10 protein-coding genes are annotated in these 12279 nt (G+C 70.0%); 5 read left to right on the forward strand and 5 right to left on the reverse strand.

The window, feature by feature from the left end; translation table 11 throughout:
* The first annotated feature begins 152 nt into the window (after positions 1–152).
* The gene (locus AL072_RS00920; RefSeq protein WP_045582623.1) at positions 153–974 is read left to right on the forward strand and encodes an NAD kinase; all 822 of its coding nucleotides are present in this window, start codon (positions 153–155) and stop codon (positions 972–974) included.
* Positions 975–1008: 34 nt separating this feature from the next.
* On the opposite strand, the gene AL072_RS00925 is transcribed toward AL072_RS00920, so the two are convergent.
* The 3 genes from AL072_RS00925 to AL072_RS00935 form a co-directional block, all read right to left on the reverse strand.
* Positions 1009–2196 (reverse strand): PP2C family protein-serine/threonine phosphatase, encoded by a 1188-nt coding sequence (locus AL072_RS00925; protein WP_045581896.1) that lies wholly within the window; start codon positions 2194–2196, stop codon positions 1009–1011.
* 10 nt (positions 2197–2206) lie between these two features.
* Entirely contained in the window at positions 2207–3031 is an 825-nt protein-coding gene (locus AL072_RS00930) for an ATP-binding protein (protein WP_045582622.1), read from the reverse strand.
* Positions 3032–3159: 128 nt separating this feature from the next.
* Entirely contained in the window at positions 3160–3465 is a 306-nt protein-coding gene (locus AL072_RS00935; protein ID WP_045582621.1) for an STAS domain-containing protein, read from the reverse strand.
* A 287-nt stretch (positions 3466–3752) separates the two neighbouring features.
* Here AL072_RS00935 and AL072_RS00940 point away from each other — a divergent pair, with 287 nt between their 5' ends.
* From AL072_RS00940 to AL072_RS00950, 3 genes are read left to right on the forward strand one after another with little or no spacing between them, the layout of a single operon-like run.
* The gene (locus AL072_RS00940; protein WP_045581895.1) at positions 3753–6155 is read left to right on the forward strand and encodes an ATP-binding protein; all 2403 of its coding nucleotides are present in this window, start codon (positions 3753–3755) and stop codon (positions 6153–6155) included.
* Entirely contained in the window at positions 6152–9250 is a 3099-nt protein-coding gene (locus AL072_RS00945; protein WP_082108919.1) for a hybrid sensor histidine kinase/response regulator, read from the forward strand. The genes AL072_RS00940 and AL072_RS00945 overlap by 4 nt, the downstream gene beginning before the upstream one ends.
* The gene (locus AL072_RS00950; RefSeq protein WP_045581894.1) at positions 9247–10662 is read left to right on the forward strand and encodes a DUF1329 domain-containing protein; all 1416 of its coding nucleotides are present in this window, start codon (positions 9247–9249) and stop codon (positions 10660–10662) included. Before AL072_RS00945 ends, AL072_RS00950 begins: the two co-directional genes overlap by 4 nt.
* A 3-nt stretch (positions 10663–10665) precedes the next feature.
* Here AL072_RS00950 and AL072_RS00955 read toward each other — a convergent pair whose 3' ends face one another.
* Positions 10666–11298: a hypothetical protein gene (locus tag AL072_RS00955; protein WP_052709983.1), complete on the reverse strand. Its 633-nt coding sequence runs from the start codon at positions 11296–11298 to the stop codon at positions 10666–10668.
* A 96-nt stretch (positions 11299–11394) separates the two neighbouring features.
* The gene (locus AL072_RS35135) at positions 11395–11550 is read right to left on the reverse strand and encodes a hypothetical protein (protein WP_167543359.1); all 156 of its coding nucleotides are present in this window, start codon (positions 11548–11550) and stop codon (positions 11395–11397) included.
* Between the two features lie 98 nt (positions 11551–11648).
* Between AL072_RS35135 and AL072_RS00960 the strand changes: the two genes are divergently transcribed.
* A complete protein-coding gene (locus AL072_RS00960; RefSeq protein WP_045581893.1) occupies positions 11649–12212 on the forward strand; it encodes an ankyrin repeat domain-containing protein in 564 nt (187 codons plus the stop codon).
* The last annotated feature ends 67 nt before the right edge of the window (positions 12213–12279 follow it).

The raw sequence follows: 12279 nt of genomic DNA on the forward strand, positions 1-12279 counted from the left end.
CGCATGATGAAAAAGGAGGCCCCCGCGGCCTCCTTTTTTCTGGCACACCGCCAGGGTCGCGCTTTTGCGCCACAGCCGGAGTGGAGTATGGTCGCGCCATGACCGATCCCGCCGCCCCGCCGTCCGCGCAGTCAGCGCCACAGCCAGCCACCATGCCGCATGCCGACGACAGCGAGGCGCCCTCGCTGCCCTCTCCCGACGCGTTGCGCATCACCTTCGCCTGCGCCGACACCGAGGAGGCGCGTGCCGCCCGCACCCGGCTGGTCCATCGCTACGGCAATGCGCCCGCAGGCGAGGCGGACGTCATCGTGGCGCTGGGCGGCGATGGATTCCTGCTGGAGACGCTGCACCGGGCTTTGGCCCGCGACCGCATCCGGCCGACGCCGGTCTACGGCATGAACCGCGGGTCGGTCGGCTTCCTGCTGAATGCCTACCGCGAGGAGGATCTGGCGGAGCGAATCGTCGCAGCCCAGCATGTCCGGCTGCACCCGCTGCGCATGTTGGCGACGCGGGTCAACGGCGAGCGGGTCGAAGCGCTGGGCATCAACGAGGTTTCCTTGCTGCGCGAGACCAGGCAGGCGGCCAAGCTGCGCATCACCATCGACGGCGTCGTCCGGCTGCCGGAGCTGATCTGCGACGGCGCGCTGGTGGCGACGCCGGCCGGCAGCACCGCCTATAATTTGTCGGCCCATGGTCCAATCGTCCCGCTGAACGCCGGCGTCCTCGCCCTGACCCCTATCAGCGCCTTCCGCCCCCGGCGCTGGCGCGGCGCCCTGCTGCCGCATGCCGCCCGCATCACCTTCGACGTGATGGAGGAGTCGAAGCGCCCGGTCAGCGCCGTCGCCGACTTCACGGAAGTGCGCGAGGTGTTGCGGGTCGAGGTGCAGGAATGCCGCGAGGTCGGCCTGACCCTGCTGTTCGATCCCGAACTGAATTTCGAGGAACGCATCCTGAAGGAGCAGTTCGCACCGTAAGCGCCCGGCCCTCCCGCAACGCCTCCCCCTCCCCCTACGCCCGTCTGGCGAGCCATACCGCGGTCAGGTCGTCGCGCAGCGGCAGGTTGGTCCGGGCGTAGAAGCGTTCCATCATCGGATGAAGCGGATGCACGCGGTCCCGGGCCAGCCCGTCGCGGACGAAGTCCGGCACGGCGTCCTGACCCAGCGGCCCCCACTCCTCGCCGCCGCATTCGATCAGGGCGTCGCTGTAGAGGAACAGGAAGCCGCCGCGCGGCAACCGGAAACTCTGGTCGACATACTGCGCCCGGCGCGAGGCGCCGAGCACCAGACCGGCCGAATCGAGCAACCGGATTTCCGGTCCGTTGCCGCCGGCGCCGGTCGGGATCCCCAACACCGGGTTCGGCGACCCCGCCGCGGCGAAGGTCAGCGTGTCGGTGGCAAGGTCGAGGATGCCGAAGAAGGCGGTGGCGAACTGCCCCGTCGGCAGCACGTCCTTCAGCGCGGCGTTCAACTGCGCCAGCCATTGCGACGGTGCCGCATGCTGCATGGGGAAACGGTCGATCAGCGTGTGCAGGCGGAAGGTGTTGATCGCCGCGGTGATGCCATGCCCGGCGAAATCGACGAGCAGCAGGCCAAGCCGGCGGTCGCCCAGCGGATAGAGGCCCCAGAAATCGCCGCCCAGCTCCGACGAGGTCTCGAAATGGGCGTCCAGCGTCAGGCCGTAGCGGTCCGCCACCTCGGCCAGCCGGCGCTTTTCCGGCAGCAGCGACGTCTGCATGGCGCGGGCATGCGACAGCTCGCGCTGCACCCGCTCGCGGAAATTGGCCAGATCGTTGAACAGCTTGCGCTTTTCCAGCTGGTGGCGGACACGGGCGACGCATTCGCCGGGCTTGATCGGCTTGGAGATGAAGTCGCTGCCGCCGGCCTCGAAGCAGCGGACCTGCTCCTCGTCGCTGTCCAGCGCGGTCTGGAACAGCACCGGCAATTCCTCGTGCGTCGCATTGCGGCGCAGCGCCTCGCACATCTCCCAGCCGTTCATCACCGGCATGTCGACATCGAGCAGGACGAGGTCGGGGCGGAAGCGGTCGACCGCCGCCAGCCCTTCCCGCCCGTTCTCGGCGAAGGCGATGTCGCTGATGCCGGCGCGGCGGATCACCAGGGCGAGCGATTTGCGGTTGAATTCGTTGTCGTCGACGATCAGGACTCGGCAGTCCGACAGCGACAGGGCGGGGGCTGCCATGAAGGCTCCGTCAGCGGTCAAACTGCAGGACGGTGCAGCGTCCGCCATCGGTCACCGTCACACGGGTGGCGAGCGACCGCATGAAGACGAAGCCGCGGCCAGACCGCGCCTTGTTCCCCGTGATCGCCGGCGCCAGCTCCGTGTCGAATCCGCCGCCCTGGTCGACCACGGCGATGGCGATGGCGCGGTCGCTCCAGCGGCAGAAAATGTCCAGCCGCCGCCGCACCGCCGCCGGATCGCCCAGCCGGTCGCGCATCATCTCGCTGAACCGCCGGTAGCCGCCTGGTTCGCCCTTGACGGCGCTGGACAGCCCCAGATTGCCATGGACGATGGCATTCGCGATGGCCTCGTGCAGGCACAGCTCGACATTGGAGCGCCGCTGCGGGTCGAGTGCATCGCGCCGGATCAGCTCGTCGCAGACCAGGACCGCGCATTGCAGGCCATAGGCGCTGCCGGTGGTCAGCGACAGGTAGAATCCCGGCCAGCGCGGATGCGCCGCCGCCGGGGCCCCCGACCAGTCCTCCAGCAGGGCAGCCGGCTCGTCGTCCCCATCGCCCAGTTCCACCGTCAGGAAAGGGTTGCGGTCGAAGGCGGCGCGCAGCCGGTCACGGTCGGCCCGCTCCACCAGCAGGGTCTCGACCGCCCGGCCGGGCGGCTCCGTCGGCGTGTCGTCCTGCGGCCGGCCGTCTGCCGTCCCGCCATCTGCCGCCCCGCCGAAGCGTGCGACGACCCGGGCGGTCATATCGGCGGGGATCCGGTCACGCAACAGGCTGAAGGCCCGCAGCGTCAGCTCGGCCGGGCAATCGGGCGGGCAGTCGGGCGGGATGGCGTCCATGGCGGCAGTCCCCAGATAGGGATGGGCGCGAAACATCCCGGCCCGGCACGGACCGGTCGTCGCAGGCTTGACCGGGCTTAGATCGGATCGCGCAAGATCGGCATCGAGGGGCGGCAGCTCAGGATCCGTCAGGGTTCGATGGTGATGATCTCGTCCAGACGCGCGAGGTCGATGGAGCGCTTCACATCGCCCCTGGCTCCCCGCACGATCATCTTGACGTTGCGCGACTCCGCCTCCTCCTGGAGGATCAGCAGCATGCCGAGCCCCGCGGAATCGATGAACTCAAGCTCCGACAATGCGATGATGAAACGCTGCGTCCCAGGATGCTCCACCAGTTCCACGATATCGCGCAGCCGGTCATGATCGGTGAACTCCAGGCGGCCCGTCAGTCGGACCTCGGTCTCTTCGCCTGTGCTGATCTTGCTGAAATCCATCATTCCCTCGCCCGTTCGCCACCGAACGTCCCATCGATACGACCTTTCAGGCCGGGACCACCCACAGCCCATACGGAAGCGTGCGGAAGCGGTCCTATTTGCATATGCACAGTAGTGCAAGGTGGCGCCATCGCTCAAGGCCCGATCCGGCCGCTGCCGGACTTTTGCCGCCGGCGCACCGGGTTCGCCCCGATGGACGAGCCGCCCGCAACGGGGTAGAACCTCCTGGCAGGTGCACGCGCGCCGCGTGCCGCCCAAATCCCCGCCATCGTCCGGAACGGCAATGCATGACCAGGATCGCTGAGGCGTGGCGGCGTGTGCCGACGGTGTCGGCCAAGTTCCTGTTGATCCTGGTGCCGAGCCTGGTGGTGACCGTCTCGCTGTTCTCCGCCCTGTTCTTCTACGACCGCCACAAGGATCTGAAAACCGCCCTGCGCGAGAAGGTGGCGACCATCGCCGAAGTCAACGTGGCGGCCCTGTCCAACACCCTGTGGACCTTCGACGTCCAGGCGGTCCGCAACGTCATCCAGGCCATCGGCGCCAATCGCGAGCTGGTCTGCATCGAGGTGTCCGACGATCTGGCCGGCGAGCTTTTCTCCTGGCCGGAGCCGGGCTGCCCGCCGGACAACGACGCCGGCATCGAACGCCGGCCGATCCGCGCCCAGGGCCTTCAGGTTGGCAGCATCGCCCTGCATTACAGCCACGCCTCCGTGCGCGAGCAGCTGCGGCAGGAGGTGATGAACACGGCAGCCCTGTTGCTGCTGATGCTGGCCGGAACCGTCGCCGCGGCGCTGGCGGCGTTGCGGCTGACGGTCGGGAGGCCGCTGCGGCGGCTGATCGCCTCGATCCTAGAATCCGAGCGCGGCGGCGGACACCGGCCGGTGGACTGGCGCGCCGCCGATGAATTGGGACGGGTGATCCAGGCCCACAACGCGATGCTCTCCCGGCTCGGGCGGGAGGAGGCCGCGCTGCGCAAGAGCGAGCAGCGGCTGGCGTTGGCCATCACCGCCACCCGTTCCTCGGTCTGGGACTATGATCTGCGGACCGGCCAATATTGGTGGTCGAAGGAATTTCCGGCCCTGCTCGGCTACGGCGCATCGGAACTGACGATGACGGCCGAGACCTGGGCCTCGCTGCTGCATCCGGACGAGGCGGAGCAGGTGATGGCCGAGTCGCGGCGGCGGCTGCGCGACCGCGCCATGGCCTACAGCGCGGTCTACCGGATGCGCCGGCAGGACGGCCGATGGGCCTGGATCGAGGATCGCGCCACCGCCCAGCGCGACCCCGACGGCCGCGCCCGGCGCCTGACCGGCACCATGTCCGACGTCACCGAGCGGGTGCGGACGGAACTGGACCTCGCGCATGAGCGCAACGTGCTGCAGGTGACGCTGGACAACACCGACCAGGGCATCATCAAGGTCGACCGCGACGGCCGGGTGGTGATGGCCAACAGCCGGGCCGCGGAATTGCTGAACATCCCGGCGGAGATCCTGGCCGGCACCCCGCAATTCGCCGACATGGTGGCGGTGCAGCGCCGGCAGGGCGAGTTCGGCGAGATGGGCGACGATCCCGACCTGTACCTGACCTATGGCATCAGCGGCAGACCCCCGGCCGGCGGCGATGGAAATGGCTGTGAAGATGGCGGCGGCGGTTTCCCCGACATGTTCGGGGATCCGCCGGGCGAGCCGGCCGGCACCATCGACCAGCCCTTCACCTTCAAGCGCCGGCGGCCCGACGGCCGCATCGTCGAGGTGCGCACCAACCCGCTGCCGGAGGGCGGATTCGTCCGCACCCTGACCGACGTGACGGTGGAGGCCCGCTCGGCCGAGGAGATTTTCCATGCCATGCAGGAGCTTGAGCGCGCCTACGCCGACCTGAAGGAGACCCAGGCCAGCCTCGTCCAGGCGGAGAAGATGGCCTCGCTCGCCCTGCTGGTCGCCGGCGTCGCGCACGAGATCAACACCCCCATCGGCATCGCCTTCGGCTGCGCCACCCACCTGACCGGCCGGACCGGCTCGCTCGCCGAGGCGTTCGAGCGCGGGACGATGAGGAAGTCCGACCTTGCCGCCTATGTCGCCACTGCCAGCGAGGCCTCCCGCCTGATCGAACAGAACCTGACCCGCGCCGCCGACCTGATCCAGAGCTTCAAGCGGGTCGCCGTCGACCAGACCAGCGAGGAGCGGCGACGCTTCGACCTGCTGGCCTATCTGGAGGAGGTGGTGACCTCGCTGGGCCCGACCTTGCGCAAGAGCCGCCACCGCGTCGCCATCGCCTGTTCGCCCGGCATCGTCATGGACAGTTTCCCCGGCGCGCTGAGCCAAGTGGTGACCAATCTGGTGATGAACGCGCTGACCCACGCCTTCCCGGCGGACGGCAAGGGCCACATGGTGATCGACGTCGACGAGACGCCGGACGGCGAGGTCGAGATCCGCTTCGCCGACGACGGTGCCGGCATCGCGGCGGAAAACCTGCCCAAGGTGTTCGAACCCTTCTTCACCACCCGCCGCGGAACGGGCGGCAGCGGACTGGGGCTGCACATCGTCTTCAACCTCGTCACCCAGTCCCTGGGCGGGCGGATCTCGGTTGACAGCGTTCCCGGCGATGGAACTACCTTCACGCTGCGCATTCCCAAGACGGCCGCCAACCCGCAAGTGCCGGCGTCCGTCCCGCTGGAGACCGAACCCATATGAGCACCGGCGCCGCCTACGACGACGACGAGATCCTGTTCGCCGACGAAGAAGCGCAAGGCGGCAAGGCGCGCAGCGGCGCGGACGGGCGCGGAGCGACGGCATCGGCGGCCGACCCGGCGGCCCCGCCCTGGACCATCCTGGTGGTCGACGACGAATCCGACGTCCATTCCATGACCGGGCTGCTGCTGGCCGACGTAACCTTCCAGCAGCGGCGGCTGGATCTGGTCAGCAGCTTCACCGCTGCGGATGCCCGCAGGGTGCTGGAACACCGCCGCGACATCGCCGTGGTCCTGCTCGACGTGGTGATGGAGGAGGATGATTCCGGCCTGAAGCTGGTGCGCTGGATCCGCGACGAGCTGGGCAACCGCGACGTCCGCATCATCCTGCGCACCGGCCAGCCGGGCCAGGCGCCGCAGCGCGACGTGATCGTCGATTACGACATCAACGACTACAAGCCCAAGGCGGACCTGTCGGCGGAAAGCCTGCTGACCGCGGTGATCGCGGCGCTGCGCGCCTTCGACCAGATCCAGTCGATCGAGACCCGCGTCGCGGAACGCACCCGCGAACTGCGCGAAAGCCGCGAACAGATCAACGCCGTGCTGCAGGCCAGCCCGGTCGGCGTCTGCGCCTATGACGAGAACGGCGTCATCGTGCTGACCAACCACCGGCTGGTCTCGCTGCTCGGCACCTCCAGGGAGCGACTGGAGGGCTTCGGCGTCGGCGGGCTGTTCAACGGCACCACCGATCCGGCCGATGGGGAAGGGACCGGACAGGACGAACCGTGCTGGCTCCATTACCGCCGCCCGGTGCGGGACGCCGAGGTGAAGCTGCGTCGTGCCGACGGCTCCACCTTCTGGGCGCTGATCTCGGTGGAGCCGGCGGTGGTGGACGGCAAGCCGGTCTATCTGTCCTGGATCTATGACATCACCCGCCGCAAGCTGGCCGAACGCCAGATGGAGACCGCCAAGGAACAGGCGGAGGAGGCGACCAAGGCCAAGTCCGCCTTTCTCGCCACCATGAGCCACGAGATCCGCACCCCGATGAACGGGGTGCTGGGCATGCTGGGCCTGCTGGAACGCACCGAGCTGGACGATTGCCAGCGCGACACCGTCGGCACCATGCGCGAATCGGCCGACGCCCTGCTGCGGATCATCGACGACATCCTGGATTTCTCGAAGATCGAGGCCGGCAAGATGGATCTGGAGCGGGTGCCGCTGTCGGTCCCCGCCCTGGTCGAGGGGGTGGCCGAAACGCTGGCGCCGGCCGCCGGGGCGAAGGGGCTGACCCTGCTGACCTATGTCGACCCGGCGATCCCGTCCGCCCTGCTGGGCGACCCGGTGCGGCTGCGCCAGATCCTGTTCAACCTGGCCGGCAATGCCATCAAGTTCACCGAGGCCGGCCGCGTCATCCTGCACGCCGAACTGGAACAGGCGGAGGAGCAGGCGGAACCGCTGCTGCGGATCGCCGTGTGCGACACCGGCATCGGCATCGGCGAAACCACCCGCCAGCGCCTGTTCCAGCCCTTCACCCAGGCCGAAAGCTCCACCACCCGCCGCTTCGGCGGCACCGGGCTGGGGCTGTCGATCAGCCGGCGGCTGGCGGCGCTGATGGACGGCGAGATCGGCGTTGAAAGCAGGTCCGGCGTCGGCTCCACCTTCTGGCTGCGCCTGCCAATGCCCCGCGCAGCCATGGCGGCAGCGATGCCGGACGACACCGGCGGCGGCATCGACCTGACCGGGCTGACCGTGCTGCTCGGCGTGCCGGACGACACCGAGCGCGGCTTCCTCGCCCGCTATCTGGACCGGGCCGGCGCCCGCGTGCTGCCCGCTGCCTCCCCGTCAGAGCTGGCGACCCAGGCCCGCATCGCACGCGAGGCCGGCCGCGCCGCCGACGTGCTGACCATCGACGAGGCGCTGTATGTTCCAGCCGCCGCCTTCGCACCGGAGGAGTTGGGCCGTCGCCGCGGCGAGGCCCGGCCGCCGGTTGTCCTGCTCTGCCATGAGACGGGCGGAGAGGCCGGCGCCGCTTCCCGGCCCGGCGCCCGCGGATCGGAGCCCGGCACGATGGTGCTGGTCCGCCCGCTTCGCCGGTTGGTTCTGCTGCGCGCGGTGGCGGCCGCCGCCGGCCGGCCGGCCCAGCCGGTCCCCCCGTATCCGGCGTCCCCTGCTGCCGGTTCCGTGGCCTGGCGCACGTCCGGACTGGCTGCCGCCACGACCGGCATGGAGGAGGCGATGGCCAAGGGCCGGCTGATCCTGGTGGCGGAGGACAATCCGGTGAACCGCAAGGTGCTGCAGATGCAGTTGCAGGCGCTGGGCTATGCCGCGGAGATGGCTCCCGGCGGAGCGGAGGCGCTGAAGGCCATGCGGCGCAGCGACCGCCGCTACGCCCTGCTGCTGACCGATGTCCAGATGCCCGAAATCGACGGTTTCGAGCTGACCCGCCGCATCCGCGCCGCAGAGCGTGTCACGGAGTGCGTCACGGATCGGGGCGGCGAGCCGAACGGAGCCGGCCGGCATATGCCGATCATCGCCGTCACCGCCAATGCCGCTCCGGCCGATATCGAGAGCTACCGCGCCGCAGGCATGGACGACGTGCTGAGCAAGCCGCTGGAACTGTCGCAACTGGCCGTCGCGCTCGCCCGCTGGATGCCGCCGCCGGACGGGGGTGCGGCGGTTCCGCCGCCATCCCCTCCGGTTCCCCCGTCGCCCACCCCTCGCATGGACGGGCCGGCCATCGACCTCGGCAACCTGCGCATGCTGTGCGACGGCGATTCAGCGATGGTGGCGGAACTGCTGGACGATTTCATCACCATCGGCCGCGAGGTCATCGCCGATCTGGACAAGGCGCTGAACAACGGCGACCGCGGCCTGATGCGGGCCTGCGCCCACAATTTGAAAGGTTCCTCGCTGAATGCCGGCGCCAGGCCGCTGGCCGAAGCCGCCCGCGCCCTGGAGCATGCCGCTGCCGACGGTGCTGCGCCCGCCCTGCTGGCCGAGGCCGCGAACCGGCTGCGCGATGTCTTTGCCGCCACCTGCCCCGCCATCGCGGCAGCCATCGCCGCCGAGCGGGCCGCCCTGGATCGGGCCGGGTCATGAGCGGTCCGGGCCAATCGCGCCCCGGCCGCCGGGAAGCGCTGGGCCTGCTGGGTGCGGCCACAGCAGCGACCGTGCTGTCGGCCGCCCTGCCGGCCCGGGCACAGGCACCGGCCGCCGCCGCTCCCGGGCCGGGAACGCCGCAACCGGGCGTGCCGCGGCTGGGCGAAGAGTTGACGCCCTTCGGGGCGGTGCGGGCCGGCAACCGCACGCGGGCGATCCCGCCCTGGACCGGCGGGCTGACCACCGCGCCGCGCGGCTATGTCCCCGACCGGCCATCGCCCGACCCTTACGTCGAGGATGTCCGCTGGTTCACCGTCGGGGCGGCCGACGTGGAGCGCTACAAGATCCGGCTCACCGCCGGACAACAGGCGCTGCTGGCGAAATTCCCGGAAAGCTTCGAACTGGCGCTGTTCTACACCCGCCGCAGTGCCGCCGCTCCCCAAGGCATCTATGACGCGTCGCTGGCCAACGCCGGCCGCGCCGCGCTGGGCGAGAATGGCCTGGCCCTGCGCGATGCCACGGTCGGCATCCCCTTCCCCATCCCGGCCAACGGGGTGCAGGCGATGTGGAACCACAAGCTGCGCTGGCGCGGCACCGGCCTGTCGCGGACCAGCGTGACCATGCTACAATCGGCGGACGGCTCGCGGTCGGCGACCAAGCTGCGCGAGGAGTTCGCCTCCCCCTATGCCGCGGGGGATGCGGCCGCCCCGTCGCTGCTCTACCGCCGCACAGTGCTGGAGCCGAGGGAACAGGCCGGCAGCAGCCTGGTGATCCAGTCGACGCTGGATCCCATCGCCTCGCGCACCCGCGCCTGGGCGCGCGAGGGCGAACGCGGCCGGGTGGTTCCGGCGCCAGACTTCGCCTATGACACGCCCGACCCGGCAACCGGCGGAGTCTGCACCGCCGACATGCTGGACATGTTCAGCGGCGCGCTCGACCGTTTCGACTTCACGCTGGTGACGCGGCGCGAGATGTACATGCCCTATAACGCCAACCGGTTGACCAACCCCAGCCTGACGGCAAGGGACATCCTGTGGCCGGGCCATCCCAACCCGCAGTTCCTGCGGTACGAACTGCACCGGGTCTGGGTGGTCGACGCCCGGCTGAAGCCGAACTTCCAGCACGCCCTGCCCGACCGTACCTATTATCTGGACGAGGACAGCTGGCAGATCCTGGCGTCGGAGCATTACGACGGCAAGGGTGCGCTCCTGCGCTACGCCGAGGCGCACCCCGTCGCCCATTGGCAGGTCCCGGTCCTGTTCCCGGCGATCGAGTTCGCCTTCGACCTGACCGCGGACCGCTATGCCGCCCGCGGCCTGGAGTACGGCCTCCCGCCGCCGGTGTTCGACGCGCCGGTCAGGCCGGAGGACTTCACCGCGGAAGCGCTCGTCCGCCGCGGCCGGCGCGGGTAATCCTCACTCCGACCCGGTCTGCCGCACCTCGTGGACTTCGGCGGACCGGACGGCGTGGCGGTTCAGGATCTCCAGCGCGATGCGCTCGCGCGCCGCGTCGCCGACGCTGACCCAGAGAAGGATGCCGCCCTTGTCGAGATGCTGCAGCATCGGCTCGTTGCGCTTGTCGGTGATCCACTGCGACAGGAAGGAGCCTGCCGCCCCGCTGCCGACCCCGGCCGCGGCAGCGGCGGCGGCGGCGGCAAGCGCGGTGCCGCCGGTCGCCAGCACGGCGCCGGTCGCGATGATCGCGCCCACATAGGCCGGAAATCCGACGGCGGCGCCCTGGCCGCTGCCGACATCCTCCGGCGACAGGTACGACTGCCGGGGGGCCTCGGGGTCGTGGGCAAGATCGCCGACATCGCCCGGGACCTGCCCCAGCCGGTCGCGGATCGTCTCGTCGTTGGCCAGCACGCTCAACTCATGGCGCTGGAAGCCGGCCATCGTCAGGTCGTCCACCGCCGATTGCAGGGCGTCGCGGCTGTCGAAGACCGCCACCGCCTCGCGCACCATGCCGTGGGACTCCGAAGCGTCGGTTCCCCCCGTCCAGGCGCTGGAATCGATCGCGGTCGGGTTCTGGTCGCGGCTCTCGATCATGCCTCCACCCCTTCGCTTCGCTGGAAGTCCGAACATTGCGGATCCAACCGGAAACGGCGGCCAAGGTTCCGTCCGGCAGCCGGAGAATGCGTCGGATCAGGAGCGGGCCGCGGCCGGCGGAGCCACCACGCCGCGCGGTTCCGGCATGCCGCCCGGGAATCCGCCCAGGAACCACCAGAGGCCGAGCCCGATCAGCACGGCCTTCACCAGCAGGAACAGGGCGATGTGGCGGGCAAGCGGGTTGCGGAGCATGGCAGTTCCACGCATCGGTGCGGCAAGGCCGGTCTGGCAAAAGCGCCTCCATTCTGGCTAGTATCCGGCACCCCCGCTGTCAAGGAAGGACACCCGCCATGAAGCGGCTCCTGCTCGCCACTCTCGTCGCCACCGGCCTGGCCGCCGCCTGCATCACCCCGGCCTCCGCCCAGATCAGCCTGTTCCAGGACACCGGGCTGATGCAGGCGGTCAATGATGGCGACGTCGCCAAGGTGAAGGGCGCCCTGTTGAGGGGGGAGAATCCCAACCAGGCCGACCTCCACGGCAAGACCGCGCTGCTCGCCGCTGTAGACCGCTCCAGCCCGGCGATGGCCTCGCTGCTGCTGGACAGCGGCGCCAACGTCAACCGCGCCGACAAGGCCGGCAACACCCCGCTGCTGGCCGCGGCCGAGAACGGCAATCCCGACATCCTCGACCTGCTGCTGAAGAAGGGCGCCAAGGTCGACCAGGAGAACCGCGAGGGCATGACCGCGCTGATGGTCGCGTCCCGCAGCGGCCGCGCCGACGTGGTGGAACGGCTGCTGAAGGCCGGCGCCAAGGTCGACCGCTCCGACTTCACCGGGCGCACCGCGCTGAACTGGGCGCAGGAAAGCCGCAACGCCCGCGTCGGCACCCTGCTCCGCCAGGCCGGCGCACGCTGACACCGGCGCCTGCCGACATCGGCGCCTGCTGACGCCCGCTCCCTGATCCCAGCCCACCGCTCCCGGA

The organism is Azospirillum thiophilum, assembly GCF_001305595.1.
Taxonomy (GTDB): Bacteria; Pseudomonadota; Alphaproteobacteria; order Azospirillales; family Azospirillaceae; genus Azospirillum; species Azospirillum thiophilum.

Excerpts from the sequence above, each read along its gene's own strand:
- AL072_RS00940 (WP_045581895.1), top strand. The coding sequence starts at position 3,753 with ATGACCAGGATCGCTGAGGCGTGGCGGCGTGTGCCGACGGTGTCGGCC.
- AL072_RS00930 (WP_045582622.1), bottom strand. The coding sequence starts at position 3,031 with ATGGACGCCATCCCGCCCGACTGCCCGCCCGATTGCCCGGCCGAGCTG.
- AL072_RS00920 (WP_045582623.1), top strand. The coding sequence starts at position 153 with ATGCCGCATGCCGACGACAGCGAGGCGCCCTCGCTGCCCTCTCCCGAC.
- AL072_RS00960 (WP_045581893.1), top strand. The coding sequence starts at position 11,649 with ATGAAGCGGCTCCTGCTCGCCACTCTCGTCGCCACCGGCCTGGCCGCC.
- AL072_RS00935 (WP_045582621.1), bottom strand. The coding sequence starts at position 3,465 with ATGGATTTCAGCAAGATCAGCACAGGCGAAGAGACCGAGGTCCGACTG.
- AL072_RS35135 (WP_167543359.1), bottom strand. The coding sequence starts at position 11,550 with ATGCTCCGCAACCCGCTTGCCCGCCACATCGCCCTGTTCCTGCTGGTG.
- AL072_RS00925 (WP_045581896.1), bottom strand. The coding sequence starts at position 2,196 with ATGGCAGCCCCCGCCCTGTCGCTGTCGGACTGCCGAGTCCTGATCGTC.
- AL072_RS00945 (WP_082108919.1), top strand. The coding sequence starts at position 6,152 with ATGAGCACCGGCGCCGCCTACGACGACGACGAGATCCTGTTCGCCGAC.
- AL072_RS00950 (WP_045581894.1), top strand. The coding sequence starts at position 9,247 with ATGAGCGGTCCGGGCCAATCGCGCCCCGGCCGCCGGGAAGCGCTGGGC.
- AL072_RS00955 (WP_052709983.1), bottom strand. The coding sequence starts at position 11,298 with ATGATCGAGAGCCGCGACCAGAACCCGACCGCGATCGATTCCAGCGCC.